Annotated in this window: 14 protein-coding genes; 10 read left to right on the plus strand and 4 right to left on the minus strand. The window is 70.9% G+C overall.

All coding sequences use genetic code 11. The annotated features are described in order from the left end of the window. Window positions 1–41: 41 nt before the first annotated feature. Together ABEA39_RS11610 and ABEA39_RS11615 are read left to right on the plus strand one after the other, a co-directional pair. The gene (locus tag ABEA39_RS11610; protein ID WP_345376122.1) at window positions 42–1433 is read left to right on the plus strand and encodes a TrkH family potassium uptake protein; all 1392 of its coding nucleotides are present in this window, start codon (window positions 42–44) and stop codon (window positions 1431–1433) included. Further along, window positions 1426–2097, plus strand: a complete 672-nt coding sequence (locus ABEA39_RS11615; protein ID WP_345376036.1) for a potassium channel family protein — start codon at window positions 1426–1428, stop codon at window positions 2095–2097. Before ABEA39_RS11610 ends, ABEA39_RS11615 begins: the two co-directional genes overlap by 8 nt. 49 nt (window positions 2098–2146) lie before the next feature. On the opposite strand, the gene proC is transcribed toward ABEA39_RS11615, so the two are convergent. Next, window positions 2147–2980 (minus strand): pyrroline-5-carboxylate reductase, encoded by an 834-nt coding sequence (gene proC, locus ABEA39_RS11620; RefSeq protein ID WP_345376037.1) that lies wholly within the window; start codon window positions 2978–2980, stop codon window positions 2147–2149. A gap of 70 nt (window positions 2981–3050) precedes the next feature. Between proC and ABEA39_RS11625 the strand changes: the two genes are divergently transcribed. After that, window positions 3051–4013 (plus strand): cation diffusion facilitator family transporter, encoded by a 963-nt coding sequence (locus ABEA39_RS11625; RefSeq protein WP_345376039.1) that lies wholly within the window; start codon window positions 3051–3053, stop codon window positions 4011–4013. A 111-nt stretch (window positions 4014–4124) separates the two neighbouring features. Here ABEA39_RS11625 and tadA read toward each other — a convergent pair whose 3' ends face one another. Continuing rightward, the gene (tadA, locus tag ABEA39_RS11630) at window positions 4125–4556 is read right to left on the minus strand and encodes a tRNA adenosine(34) deaminase TadA (RefSeq protein WP_345376123.1); all 432 of its coding nucleotides are present in this window, start codon (window positions 4554–4556) and stop codon (window positions 4125–4127) included. A gap of 87 nt (window positions 4557–4643) precedes the next feature. On the opposite strand from tadA, the gene upp reads away from it, so the two are divergent. The 5 genes from upp (at window position 4644) to ABEA39_RS11655 (ending at window position 10474) form a co-directional block, all read left to right on the plus strand. Further along, window positions 4644–5279: a uracil phosphoribosyltransferase gene (gene upp / locus ABEA39_RS11635; protein ID WP_345376041.1), complete on the plus strand. Its 636-nt coding sequence runs from the start codon at window positions 4644–4646 to the stop codon at window positions 5277–5279. Window positions 5280–5762: 483 nt separating this feature from the next. Beyond that, window positions 5763–6491 carry a winged helix-turn-helix domain-containing protein gene (locus tag ABEA39_RS11640; RefSeq protein ID WP_345376042.1) on the plus strand — a complete coding sequence of 243 codons (729 nt, stop codon included), beginning with the start codon at window positions 5763–5765 and terminating at the stop codon, window positions 6489–6491. A gap of 433 nt (window positions 6492–6924) precedes the next feature. After that, entirely contained in the window at window positions 6925–7464 is a 540-nt protein-coding gene (locus ABEA39_RS11645) for a MarR family winged helix-turn-helix transcriptional regulator (RefSeq protein ID WP_345376043.1), read from the plus strand. Beyond that, a complete protein-coding gene (locus tag ABEA39_RS11650; protein ID WP_345376045.1) occupies window positions 7461–8843 on the plus strand; it encodes a cryptochrome/photolyase family protein in 1383 nt (460 codons plus the stop codon). The genes ABEA39_RS11645 and ABEA39_RS11650 overlap by 4 nt, the downstream gene beginning before the upstream one ends. Then, complete coding sequence (locus tag ABEA39_RS11655) at window positions 8840–10474, plus strand: serine hydrolase domain-containing protein (RefSeq protein WP_345376046.1); 1635 nt, start codon at window positions 8840–8842, stop codon at window positions 10472–10474. Before ABEA39_RS11650 ends, ABEA39_RS11655 begins: the two co-directional genes overlap by 4 nt. A gap of 729 nt (window positions 10475–11203) precedes the next feature. On the opposite strand, the gene ABEA39_RS11660 is transcribed toward ABEA39_RS11655, so the two are convergent. Further along, on the minus strand, window positions 11204–12151 hold the full coding sequence (locus ABEA39_RS11660) for a carbohydrate kinase family protein (protein ID WP_345376047.1): 948 nt from the start codon (window positions 12149–12151) through the stop codon (window positions 11204–11206). Window positions 12152–12258: 107 nt separating this feature from the next. On the opposite strand from ABEA39_RS11660, the gene ABEA39_RS11665 reads away from it, so the two are divergent. Beyond that, entirely contained in the window at window positions 12259–12711 is a 453-nt protein-coding gene (locus ABEA39_RS11665) for a GNAT family N-acetyltransferase (RefSeq protein WP_345376048.1), read from the plus strand. Between the two features lie 80 nt (window positions 12712–12791). Beyond that, window positions 12792–13355, plus strand: coding sequence for a TetR family transcriptional regulator (locus ABEA39_RS11670; RefSeq protein WP_345376049.1), 564 nt, complete (start codon window positions 12792–12794; stop codon window positions 13353–13355). A gap of 36 nt (window positions 13356–13391) precedes the next feature. On the opposite strand, the gene ribH is transcribed toward ABEA39_RS11670, so the two are convergent. Further along, window positions 13392–13880 (minus strand): 6,7-dimethyl-8-ribityllumazine synthase, encoded by a 489-nt coding sequence (gene ribH / locus ABEA39_RS11675; RefSeq protein WP_345376050.1) that lies wholly within the window; start codon window positions 13878–13880, stop codon window positions 13392–13394. Between the last annotated feature and the right edge of the window lie 18 nt (window positions 13881–13898).

Consider the following 13898-nt stretch of genomic DNA (forward strand, 5'->3'; position numbering starts at 1 on the left):
GAAAGCCCGGTCGGGCATCCCACGGCCCTCGTCCTTCGCCCGTGGGCCGCGCCCGCGACCGGTTCGGCGACCTGGCGCGGCGCTCCCCCGCCCGCTTCGCCATCCTGCTGTTCACCACGCTGATCCTCCTGTTCACGGCCCTCTTCATGCTGCCGCTGAGCGCCGCCGACGGTCGGGTCACCCCCGTCGCCGACTCGCTGTTCTCCGCGGTCTCGGTGATCTGCGTCACCGGCCTGGCCACAGTCGACATGGCCACGCACTGGTCGCTCTTCGGGCACGTGGTGATCTTCGTCGGGGTGCAGATCGGCGCCATCGGGGTGCTGACCGTGGCGAGCATCCTCGGCCTCGTCGTGTCCGGGCGTCTCGGTCTCCGCTCCCGCCTGATGGCCGCGGGCGACTCGAATCCCCTGAGGGCGCACGCCGGTCCGGTGCCCGAGGGGCAGGCTGTGCGGCTCGGCGAGGTCGGCGGGCTGCTCGCGACCGTGGCCGGCAGCACCCTGTCGATCGAGCTGATCATCGGAGCATTGCTGATCCCGAGGATGCTCGGGGCCGGGGTCCCCGCGGGCGACGCCGTCCTCGACAGCTTCTACTACGCGGCCATGGCCTTCACGAACACGGGCTTCACGCCGAACGCCGCGGGTCTCACGCCCTTCGCCGGCGACGACGTGTTCCTCGGACTCCTCATGGTGGCGGTGTTCCTCGGCAGCATCGGGTTCCCGGTGATCTACGCCGTGATCCGCAACCCCCGCCAACCGCGGCGCTGGTCGCTGCATGTCAAACTCACCCTGACCACCACGGCGATCCTGCTCGTGGCCGGAACCGTCCTGTTCCTCCTGCTCGAGAACGACAACCCGCGCACGTTCGGCGAGAAGCCGCTCGGATCGACGATCTTCCAGTCGCTCTTCCTGTCGACCATGACGCGGTCGGGCGGCTTCTCCACCTTCGACATCTCGCACCTGCACGACTCGAGCCTGCTCGTGGCCGACATGCTGATGTTCATCGGCGGCGGCTCGGCGTCGACGGCCGGCGGGCTCAAGGTGACGACGCTGGCCGTGCTGTTCCTGGCGGCGGTCGCCGAGGCGCGCGGCCGCCGAAGCATGGAGGCGTTCGGGCGTCGCATCCCCAGCGACGTCCTGCGCCTGTCGGTGAGCGTCGCGCTCTGGGGCGCGACCATCGTGGCAGTGGCGACCATCGTGATCCTGCAGATCACGAAGGCCTCGTTGTCGCACGTCCTCTTCGAGGTGATCTCCGCCTTCGCGACCTGCGGCCTGTCGGTCGGGCTGACCGCCGACCTCCCCGACTCGGCGAAGTACGTGCTGGCCGTCACCATGTGGATGGGCCGCGTCGGCACCGTGACCCTGGCCGTCGCCCTCGCGAACTCGCAGAAGCGGCAGCTCTTCACCCGTCCCGAAGAAAGGCCCATCGTTGGTTGACCGGATCCCCCACGACGCTCCCGTCCTCGTCATCGGCCTCGGCCGTTTCGGCGCGGCGACCGCGGGCCAGCTCGAACGCCAGGACCGCGACGTCCTGGTCGTCGACACCGACGCCGAGCTCGTGCAGAAGTGGGCCGAGCGGGTGACGCACGCGGTGCAGGCGAACGCCACCGACATCGACGCGCTCCGCCAGATCGGGGCGGCGGACTTCGCCATCGCCGTGGTCGCCGTGGGCTCGTCGATCGAGGACAGCGTGCTGATCACGGCCAACCTCGTCGACCTCGAGGTGCCGCAGATCTGGGCGAAGGCGATCTCGCGATCCCACGGCAAGATCCTCACCCGCATCGGCGCCACCCACGTCGTCTACCCCGAGGCCGAGGCCGGCGAGCGCGTCGCGCACCTGGTGAGCGGGCGGATGCTCGACTACATCGAATTCGACGACGACTTCGCCATCGTGAAGATGTATCCGCCGGCGCTCGTGCGTGGCAGGGCCCTGGCCGCGTCGAAGGTGCTGACCAAGTTCGGCGTGCGGATCGTGGGCGTGAAGACGCCGGGCGGGGCCTTCCAGCCGGCCACGCCCGAGACCGTCGTCGACGACCACGACCTGATCATCGTGAGCGGGGCGGAAGCCGCGCTCGAACGGTTCTCCGCGCTGGAGAGCTGAGGCTTCGGCGGGCTGAGGCGCCGGTGGGCTGAGGCGCCCGCTGGCCTCGCTAGCTCGCCGCGATCTCCGCCGCGCGGGCCGCCGCCGCCGCCGTGGCCCGGTCGAACAGCTCTTTGAGGCCGCCCGACTGGAGCACCTCGACGGCCTTCTCGGTGGTGCCGTTCGGGCTCGTCACGCGGCGTCGGAGCTCGTCGGGCGCGGTGACGTCGGAGGCCAGCAGCTCGGAGGCTCCGCGGAACGTGCCCTGCACCATCGTGGCGGCCTGCACCGGCGAGAAGCCGAGGTCGATCGCCGTCTTCGTGAGCTCTTCGATGAAGTAGAAGACGTACGCCGGCCCCGAGCCCGACACCGTGCTCAGGGCGTCGATCTTGTCTTCGGGGATGACCACGACGTCGCCGACCACCTCGAACAGGCTCTTGGCCAGAGCGAGGTCGGCGTCGCTCGAGCGCGTGCCGGCGGCGAGCCCGGTGACCCCTCGGCCGACGACCGCGGGCGTGTTGGGCATGGCCCGGAGCACGGGGATGCTCGCCGGCAGTTCGGCCTCCATGGTCGCGATCGTCGTCCCCGCCGCCAGGCTCACGACCACGGTGCCGGGTTCGAGCACGGGGGCGATCTCACGCAGCAGGTCGACGATCATGTACGGCTTGACGCCCAGAAGGACGATCTTGGCGCCCGTGACGGCGGACGCGTTGGCGGCCGGATCGGTCTCGGTCGCGAGCGAGGTCACGTCGTCGTGCCGCAGCGGCACGGCCTTCGCCTCGCTGCGGTTGGTGACGCGGACACCGCCTTCGACGGTGACGTCCGGTCGCACCAGGCCGTGCAGGATCGCACCGCCCATCGAGCCGGCTCCGAGAATCGCGGTCGCGGGAAGGGTCGTCGTCATCCGTCCATCCTAGGATTGGCGGCAACGCACCAGGGGCACAGGGGTCCCGGCGACGAACGAAGGGCCTGCGATGAGCACGACCGGCGGCAACAAGGCGATCTTCGCGGCGCTCGCGGCCAATCTCGGCATCGCGTTGGTCAAGATCATCGCGTGGGCCTTCTCCGGCTCCGCGTCGATGCTGGCCGAGGGCGTGCACTCGATCGCCGACTCCGCCAACCAGCTCCTCCTGTTGCTCGGCGGCCGCCAGTCGAAGAAGGCCGCCGACGAGGAGCACCCGTTCGGCTACGGCCGCGAGCGCTACGTCTACGCGTTCGTCGTGTCGATCATCCTGTTCTCCATCGGCGGTGTGTTCTCGCTCTACGAAGGCATCGGCAAGATCCAGCACCCGCACGAGCTCGACAACTGGTGGCTGCCGATGCTCGTGCTCGTGATCGCCATCGTCCTGGAGTCGTTCTCGCTCCGCACCGCCCTTCGCGAGGCCCGACCGCACAAGGGCGACCAGGGCTGGTTCTCGTTCATCCGCCGCGCCAAGGCCCCCGAGCTGCCGGTCCTCCTCCTCGAAGACACCGCCGCTCTCACCGGCCTGGTACTCGCGTTCTTCGGCGTCGGCCTCACGGTCGTGACGGGCAACAGCCTGTTCGACGCCCTCGGGACGGTCCTCATCGGCGTCCTGCTGATCCTCGTGGCGATCATCCTCGGCATCGAGACGAAGAGCCTCCTGGTCGGGGAGGGCGCGTCGGCCAGCGACACCGAGGCGATCCGAAAGGCCATCACGGGCGGCCCCGAGGTCGAGTCGATCATCCACATGAAGACGCTGTACCTCGGGCCCGAGGAGCTGCTCGTCGGGGTCAAGGTCGCCCTCTCGGGTCGGATGCTCCTGGCCGACGTCGCCTCCGCGATCAACGCCGTCGAGGCGCGCATCCGGGCCGCCGTGCCCGTCGCCCGGGTCATCTACGTCGAGCCCGACGTCTGGGTCGAGCCCGGCGCCGTCTCACCCGCGACCGACACGATCGTGATCCGCGCCGCCGACTGAACTCCCGACTCGATCGGGGGCGGGCTGCCGCGCAACGTATCGCGGTCAACGCAACGTGCCGCGGCGCGTGGAACAGTCCGTGATGCGTCGCGCGGCGGCCTCCGCGAAAACTCAGCGGCGGGCCGCGAAGAACGCGTCGAGCAGGGATGCACAGCTCGACTCGAGCACGCCGCCATAGACCTCGGCGCGGTGCGGCAGCCGTCGGTCCCGCAGCACGTCGTAGACGCTCCCCGCCGCGCCGGCCTTCTCGTCCCACGCGCCGAAGACGACGCGCGGCACTCGGGCGGCCAGGATCGCCCCCGCGCACATCGGGCAGGGCTCGAGTGTGACCACCAGCGTGGTCCCCGTCAGGTGCCAGTCCCCGGTGGTGCGCGCCGCGTCGCGGAGTGCGAGCACCTCGGCGTGAGCGGTGGGATCGTGCAGGGCCTCGCGCTCGTTGTGACCGCGGCCGATGACGACGCCCGCCGCGTCGAGCACGAGCGCCCCGACCGGGACGTCGCCCGTCTCGGCGCAGTGGGCCGCCTCGGAGACGGCCTCGTGCATCCAACGCTCGAATTCGGCGGGAACCCGCGTCACCAGGAGCCTCTCGCTCGGAACCGCCCGCCTCTCGGGTCGGCTAGCCTCGAGCCTATGCGAGTGCACGTGGCCGACCACCCCCTGATCACCCACAAGCTCACGGTGCTCCGTGACCGCGAGACGTCGTCGCCGACGTTCCGCGCCCTGACCGAAGAGCTGGTGACCCTGCTGGCGTACGAGGCGACGCGCAACGTCCGCACCGAGCCGTACGACATCGTCACGCCGGTCGCGCCGACCACGGGGCTCGCGATCTCGAAGCCCCGGCCGCTTGTCGTGCCGATCCTTCGTGCCGGGCTCGGAATGCTCGAGGGCATGACCAAGCTGGTGCCGACGGCCGAGGTCGGCTTCCTCGGCATGATGCGCGACGAGGAGACGCTCCAGCCGGTCACCTACGCCGAGCGTCTGCCCGACGACCTCTCGAACCGCCAGTGCTTCGTGCTCGACCCGATGCTGGCCACCGGCGGCTCGCTGATCGCCGCCATCGACTTCCTGCTCGACCGCGGGGCCGTCGACGTCACGGCCGTGTGCATCCTCGCCTCGCCGGAGGGTCTTGCCGCGGTAGAGAAGGCCATGCACGGCCGCGAGGTGTCGATCGTGCTGGGCGCGGTCGACGAGAAGCTGAATGACAAGGGCTACATCGTGCCGGGTCTCGGCGATGCGGGCGACCGTCTCTACGGCCTGGCCGAATAGCACGGCGCCGCGCTCGTCGGTCTCGTGCACGACACGTGCCGTCCGATGTTGACACGGGGCGACTTCATCCGAAACAATGGCCCAATGACCAACAACGTGCACGCCCTGACCTCCTTTGAGGCCCCGGGGAGCACCGGCATGATGATGCCGGTGGCCGTTGTCCTGTGTTGTCGAATGTGTGCCTGATCCGGCACCTTCCCTCCGCCGAGTCGCCGCCGGTCCGCAGGCCTGATACAGCTGCCCTGCGATCTGCATCCTCGCTCTGAGCCCACCGGCTCATCCCGGACCGCGACTCCGGATGCATTGTCCGCCCGACCAGGCGGCGCATCCCTTCCTGTTCCACGATCCTGGGCCTCATTTGCCCGATCGTGTGAGCCACGCGGCACACATCGAAGACACTGCGCTCCTTCTCCGCACTCGAATGCTCCACGGTCGAGTTGGCGGACGAACGGGTGTCTTCCCCAGTCCCAAAGGACAAAACCCATGTCTCTCGCTCTCGACACGACCAGCACCGCCAGCCCCCTCACCACCTCCGCCTCCTCGACCCGCCACCTCTCGGCCGTCGAACAGCCCGCCGCCACCCCGGCTCCCCGTCTCCGCGCCGTCCCGGCCGGCACCGAAGCCCGCGGCTTCGTCCTCTACGTCGGCATCGACGAGCTCAAGGCCGCCGACGCCGGCACCAGCCTCGGCGAGATCGTCTCGCAGCTCCGAGCGCTGACCGCTCAGCTCGCGCCCTCGGCCGAGACCCACGCCGCCGTCGCCCTGGCTCCCGAAGGAGCCGGCGGACGGGACGTCGACGTCGTGCGCCTCGCCCTGCAAGACCCCGCCGCACTCGCCAAGCACCGCACCACCGAGGTCGACGAAGAGCCCGGTGCCCGCGGCGGAGTCGTCGTGGACATCTCGCGCAAGCGCCTCCTGCTCGACGGCGACGTCGCCCCGCTCACCTACAAGGAGTTCGAACTGCTGCAGTACCTCGTCCTCCGCGAGGGCCGCACGATCGACCGCGCCGAACTCATCTCGAGCCTCTGGTCGGCCGGCGACGACGAGGTGCCGAACGAGCGGACGATCGACGTGCACGTCCGTCGCCTCCGCTCCAAGCTCGGCGCCTTCGAGGACATCGTGCGCACCGTCCGCGGCGTCGGCTACCGCTTCGACCGTCACGCCGACGTGTCGATCCGTCAGGCCTCGACGCCCTCGCCCGACGTCTTCTGAGCCGCTTCCGGCTCGGCCGGCGCCGACAAGTCGAAACGGGGGATGCACCTCCCCACGTCCACCGAGTGGCGGACACCGCGTCCCCCACCGGGGCCGATCAAAGCGAACAGCAGTCATCCTCCAAGTGACTTCCCAGCAAAATAACGATTCGGTAACTAGCGTCCGTTACCAAGCCGTTATAGATTGAGGTCACTGAAGTCGTTTGCTGTGGCGGCTCCAGTGGAATGTGATTGCAGGACACTCTTGGTGCAAGGGAGAGGGTCGGTCTCGCCTCTGAGACCGACCCTCAGTCCGTTAACCGGCCGACGCTGTCCGCCCGACGCCGTCCGGCCCGTCGCCGACCGGCGCGACCGGCCGATCCCCCTCGGCGTCGCCCTCGATCCACCCTGTGGACAACCGGCCCGACGCGCCTCGGAGTTCGTACACTGGACAGGTGAACGAGAAGACAGCGGCCGTCGGCGCGTGGGAGGCGCTCTTCCGTGCCCAGGTGACGATCATGCGTGAACTGACCGCGTGCTTCCCGACCGGCGTCATCTCGTTCAACGAATACGACGTGCTCTTCAACCTCTCCAACCAACCCGAGAAGCGCGCCCGCATCAAAGAGCTCACGCAGCACCTCCTCCTCACCCAACCGAGCATCTCCCGTCTCGTCGACCGGCTCGCTTCGAAGGGCATCGTCGAGAAGCTCAGCGACCCGGGCGACGGGCGCGGCATCGTCGTCGCCCTCACCGACCTCGGGGTCGACGTCTTCCGCACCACCGCCGTCCGGCACGCCGAGGCGATCTCGGCCCGGGTGGGCGGCACGCTCGACGCCGACGAGCTGCTGCAGCTGACCAAGCTCTGCACCAAGCTCCGGCTCGGCACCCCCATCGCCGAGGCCGAGCCCGACGACCGGCTGTGCGGTGGCATCGACGACGAAGCCGATGCCGACGAAGCGCGCTCCGAACCCGCCGTGGCCGAGGCCAGCGCGTGAGCGAAGGCTCCTCCGGCCCCACGCTCGTCTGGCTCCGCGACGACCTGCGTCTGGCCGACAACCCCGCCCTCCACGCCGCCGTCGAGCGTGGCGGCCCGATCGTCGTCGCGTTCCTCCTCGACGACGAGAGCCCGGGCTTCCGCCCTCTCGGCGGTGCGAGCCACTGGTGGCTGCACCAGTCCCTCAGCGCCCTCGCCGCCGACCTCGACGACCACGGCAACCGACTGATCCTGCGCCGCGGGCCGGCGGCGACCGAGATCCCCCGTCTGGTGGCCGACACCGGCGCGACTGCCGTGACCTGGACCCGGCGCTACGGCAAGGCCGCTCGCGAAGTCGATGCAGCGCTCAAGTCCGCCCTCACCGACGACGGTGTCGAGGCCCACAGCTTCCAGGGCAGCCTCCTCTTCGAGCCGTGGAAGATCCAGACCGGCTCCGGCACGCCGTTCAAGGTCTTCACGCCCTTCTACCGCGCCTGCCTCGAGCAGCCGGAGCCCCGGCATCCCTACCCGAAGCCGCACACGGTCGAGGCTCCCGACGCGTTCCCCGCGAGCGACGACCTCGACGACTGGGCCCTCCTGCCCACGAAGCCCGACTGGGCCGGCGGTCTGCGCGACCGCTGGGAGCCGGGCGAGGCCTCCGCCCATCGCACCCTCGAGCAGTTCGTCCACGGCGACCTCGCCGACTACGGCGACCGCGACTTCCCGGCCCACGACACCACGAGCCACCTCTCCCCCCACCTCCGCTTCGGCGAGATCAGCCCGTTCCAGGTGTGGCACCGCCTGCGCGGCGACCTGCCCGAGTCGGCCCGCAAGCAGGCGGCTTCCTTCCTCCGCGAGGTCGTCTGGCGCGAGTTCAACCACACGGTGCTGTTCGCCAACCCCGATCTCGCGACGGCGAACTACCGTCCGGAGTTCGACGGGTTCCCGTGGGCGAAACCTCAGGCGAGCGAGCTCGAGGCGTGGCAGCAGGGGCGGACGGGCATCCCCCTGGTCGATGCCGGTATGCGTGAGCTATGGCAGACCGGGGTCATGCACAACCGGGTGCGGATGGTCGTCGCCAGCTTCCTGATCAAGAACCTCCTGATCGACTGGCGTATCGGTGAGCGCTGGTTCTGGGACACCCTGGTCGACGCCGACGAGGCGAACAACCCCGGCAACTGGCAGTGGGTCGCCGGGTCGGGGGCCGACGCCGCACCGTACTTCCGCGTCTTCAACCCCGTACTGCAGGCCGACAAGTTCGACAAGCAGCGCGAGTACATCCGCCAGTGGGTGCCCGAGATCGACACCGACGACTACCCCGAGCCCATCGTCGATCTGAAGGAGAGCCGGCGCCACGCCCTCGACGCGTACGCCGACATGCGCAGCAAGGCGGGGCTGTGAGCGCAGGCTCGAACGGCGCTGCCGCCCGCTCGCCGTCCGGCACGGAGCTCGACGAGGCCGTCCGCGCAGCCGTCGCCGGGGTCGACCGCCACTTCGCCGAGCGGGCGCGAGACCACCATGCGCCGAGCGCCTCCTACGGCGTCTTCACCCGGTCGGGCCTCGTCCACACGGGTTCGACGGGCGAGGTCGCCGGTCGCGCTCCGACTCCCGACACGATCTACCGCATCGCGAGCTGCACGAAGAGCTTCACGGCGACGGCGCTCCTCGCGCTGCGCGACACTGGCACGCTGACCCTCGACGACCCGATCACCGAGTACGTGCCCGCGTTCGCCGACGACGTGCTGCCGACCCGCGACTCCCCCGTTCCCACCCTCCGCATGCTGCTCACGATGTCGGCCGGGTTCCCCACCGACGACCCCTGGGGCGACCGTCAAGAGAGCCTGACCGACGCCGGGCTCGACGCCCTCCTTCGGCGCGGGCTTCGGTTCGACAGCGTGCCCGGCACACGGTTCGCCTACTCGAACCTCGGTTACGCGCTGCTCGGGCGGGTCGTGACGATGGCCTCGGGAAAGCCGTATCGCGAGGTGGTGGAGCAGAGCATCCTCGCCCCTCTCGGTCTGACGTCGACGACGTTCACCGCCCCTGCCGACGCGAGCGACCGCCTGGCCGTCGGGCACCGACCGGTCGGCGACGAGTGGGAGCCCCTGCCCTTCTCCGGCCCGGGAGCCTTCTCGTCGATCGGCGGGCTCTTCAGCACTGTGACCGACCTGTCGCGCTGGGCACGGTGGCTGGCGTCGGCGTGGTCCGACGACGAAGCAGGCGCGGGGGATGCCCGGCCCGGCACCCCTGCGCAGGCCGGCGGCGACCTCGACGGTGACCTCGACGGCATCCTCTCGCGATCGTCTCGCCGTGAACTCCAGCAGATCGCGCGGTTCGTCCCCGCCCTCGCATCCCAACCCACCGGCTATGGCTTCGGGTTGTTCGCCGAGCAGCAGCCGGGGCTCGGTCCGGTGGTGTCGCACTCCGGCGGGTATCCCGGCTTCTCCGCGCACATGCGCTGGCACCGCGCCACCGGCGTCGGCATCGTGGCCTTCGAGAACGCGACGTACGCGCAGGTGGCGGTCGCCGCCTCCACCAGTCTTCACGCCCTCCTACATGAGATCGGGGCGGGGCCGGCCGTGGCGGTCTGGCCCGAGGTGGTGGCGGCACGGGCGCGGGTCGAGGGGCTGCTCGCTGCGGCGGTGGACGGTTCCGGAGTGCCGGACGGGCTCGACGACAGTGCCCTCTTCTCCGAGAACGTCGCGCTCGACATCCCGTGGAGTCGCCGCCTGGTCGCGTGGCGCGAGGCGTTCTCGACCGTCGGGGCGGCGGCGCCGGCGGGTCAGGGTGCGGAGTCGGCCCGACAGGGTGCGGAGTGGCGGCCTGCGCCTGCAGCCGTCTCGTCCTCCCCCGACGCGGCACCCGGAGATCTCCCCATCGACCCGGCCGCCGGCGAGGAGTCGCTCGCGCCATCACACCTCGTCTGGCGCCTGCCGGGCAGCCGCGGTCGTGTCCGGGTCGAGCTGCGGCTCACGCCGGAGGCCACCCCGCGCATCCAGACCCTGACCGTCCGGGCCGAGCCCTCCGCCTGACCCTGCCGTCAGGTAGCCCGCGCCCCGGGCCGACCCTCAGGCGCGCCCACCGCGGGGCCCACGTCGAATCGGCACGCACCCCCCACGCACAACGCAGGGCCCCCGCCGATTCGAAGGGGCTCACGCGGCCCGATACCCACCGCCGCCACCACTCACCCCGCCCACCCCCGTCGAAACGGCACGCACCCCCACGCACGCCCGGCCCAGCCCCCGTCGAAACGGCACGCACCCCCACGCACGCCGCAGGGCCCCCGCCGATTCGAAGGGGCTCACGCGGCCCGACACCCACCGCCTCCACCACTCACCCGGCCCAGCCCCCGTCGAATCGGCACGCACCCCGACGCACGCCCGACACCCCCGTCGAAACGGCACGCACCCCCACGCACGCCCGACACCCCCGTCGAAACGGCACGCACCCCCACGCACAACGCAGGGCACCCGCCGATCCGAAGGGGCTCACGCCGCCCGACACCCACCGCTTCCACCACTCACCCGGCCCAGCCCCCGTCGAATCGGCACGCACCCCGACGCACGCCCGACACCCCCGTCGAAACGGCACGCACCCCCACGCACAACGCAGGGCACCCGCAGATTCGAAGGCGCTCACGCGGCCCGGCGCCCACCGCCTCCACCACTCACCCGCCACGACACCCCCATCGAAACGGCACGCACCCCCACGCACACCGCAGGGCCCCCGCCGATTCGAAGGGGCTCACGCCGCAGCCGCGCTCAGGTCGCCGGCCGCCCACCCACGGTCGCCAGCGCCAGCGCCGCCAGCTTCGTGCCGCGCCGCGCCGCGATCGCCAGGCTCGGCGACCTCACCCATGACGCCACGAAGCCCGCGACGAACGCCGCCCCCGCGCCGATCGGGTCCGCCGACCGGGTGGCGACCGGCGCCGCGTGCACCGTCTTCGCCCCGCGCCGCCCCACGACGGCCCCGCCGTCCGGCAAAAGCAGCGCCACGACGCCGAAGCGCCCCCGGAGTTTCCGGACCACGGCATCCGGGTCGTCGACCCCGGCGAGCAGCCGCCCCTCCGCCAGCGTGACGAAGAACAGGTCCACCCCCTCGACCAGCTGTGAGAACGCCTCCGCACCGATCTCCCCGACGAGGCCTACCGCCCCGGGGTCGAACGACGCGAGCGCCCCGGCCGCATGGATCCGCGCGATCAGCCCGCGCACCGCACTGGCATCCCCCGCGACGTCGAAGCTGTACCCGGTGAAGTGCACGACGTCGAACCCGTCGATCATCTCGGCCGTGATCTCCTCGACGGCGAGCTCGGCCGATGCACCCCGATCCACCATGGTCGTCCGGCTCCCGCCGTCGAGCGTGATCACGACGGTGCCGGTGGCGGCGTTCCGGGCATAGCCGAGCCGGGGATGCACGCCCGCAGTCGCGAGGATCTGCGAGTGCCGCTGCACGTCGCCGACGCCGACCCGTCCGACGAGTTCCACGTGCACGCCGGTCGACCCGATCCAGGCCGCCGTGTTCGCGGCCCATCCCCCGGCCCGGTGCTGGATCACCGCCCGAGAGTCGGCGTCGCCCCGGGGAGCCTTCACCGGCGACACGATGATGTCGTCCAGGACGTCCCCGAAGACGAGGATGCGCGGCTCGATCTCCGAGGTCGACGGCGGGTCGGGGAAGGGGGCGGAACGGATCATGAGGGTCCAGCCGACCATGCCATTTGCTGTGCATCCCTCGTTTCCACTCAGAACCACACCGGACCGCGAAGAGGATCACCCGGCCCTCACCCGCGGATGGCCTGCGGGTCGGTATCGTTGGGAAAATGGTTGTCACGCACCACGAGTCCCTGACCCGCGAGCTCGATCCGGTCGTCCTGTACAAGATCCTGCAGCTTCGCGTCGACGTGTTCGTCGTCGAGCAGGAGTGCCCCTACCCCGAGCTGGACGGGCGCGACGTCGAGCCCCGAACCCGCCAGTTCTGGACCACCGACGAGACCGGCGCCGTCCTCGCCACGCTGCGCCTCCTGACCGAGGGCGACGACGACGGCGACGACCGCCGCATCGGGCGAGTGGCCACGGCGCGGGATGCCCGGGGGCACGGCTACGCAGGAGTCCTCCTCGAGCAGGCCGTCGCCCGGGCCTCCGGGCACGCGATCCACCTCGACGCGCAGTCCCGACTCGAGCCCTGGTACGCGCGCTACGGCTTCGTCCGCTCGGGCGACGACTTCCTGGAGGACGACATCCTCCACGTGCCGATGACGAGGAGCGCATCGTGAATCAAACCGAACCAGATGTTTCGGGCGTGTCGGACGCCTCCCGCGCCGATGCCGAGGGGACGGAACCATACACTCGGAAAATGGCTCGCAGACCCGTCCCGCCGCGCGATCGCATCCTCGAGGCCGCCCTCCACGAGTTCGCCGAACGCGGTCTCGCCGGTGCCCGGATCGACACGATCGCCCGCGAGGCCGAGGCCAGCAAAGAGCGGCTGTACGCCCATTTCAAGACGAAGCGGGACCTCTTCGACGCGGCTCTGGGCGCGAGCATCGACCGCTGGGTGCACGCGGTGCCGTTCGACGCTCGCGACCTCCCCACCTGGGCCTCCACGCTCTACGTGCACCTCGCGACCCACTCCGAAGACGCGCGGCTCCTGCTCTGGGGCCAGATCGAGGGGGCGGCCCTCGCCAGCCCCGGCGTGGTCGACCACGAGCAACTCGAGGCGCGCCGTCAGGGCGTCCGAGACGCGCAGGCCGAGGGCCTCATCCCGACGAGTTGGCAGGGCGACGAGCTGCTGACCATGGCGTTCGGACTCGTGCTCGGCTGGTTCGTCACTCCGCAGACCACGAAGGTCCGCTCGGCCGACGTGCAGCGACGGGCCATCGTCGTGCGCGAGGCCGTGTCGCGGCTGCTCGCGCAGGCCTGACCCGCACGAGCTCCCGACTCCGGCCGCGACTCGGGCTCAGCTCGCGAAGGCGGGCGACCCCAGCGACCGGAGGGTCAGCACGGTCTGGACCGCCGCCACGGCGGCCTCCTCGCCCTTGTCCTCCTTGGAGCCGGGAAGGCCGGCGCGGTCGAGGCCCTGCTGTTCGTCGTCCAGCGTCAGCAGACCGAAGCCGACCGGCTTGCCGGTGTCGAGCGCGACGCGGGTGAGGCCCGAGGTCGCGGCGTCCGAGACGTACTCGAAGTGCGGGGTGCCGCCGCGGATGATCACGCCGAGGGCGACCACCGCGTCGGCGCCGCCCTCGAGGGCGGCCTTCGCGACGATCGGCAGCTCGAAGCTGCCGGGCACGCGCACGACGGTCGCGGTCGCGCCCATGGCCTCGAGGGCGCGGAGGGATCCGGCGAGCAGCCCCTCCGAGATCACCTCGTGCCAGGTGCCCGCGACGATGGTGACGCGAACGCCGGTGCCGTCGATTCCTTGGGTGGTGGGTGCGCCTTCGCCGCTCATGCGGTGACTCCTTCTGCT

Origin of the sequence: Frondihabitans cladoniiphilus (assembly GCF_039544345.1) — a bacterium.
Classification (GTDB): Bacteria; Actinomycetota; Actinomycetes; order Actinomycetales; family Microbacteriaceae; genus Frondihabitans; species Frondihabitans cladoniiphilus.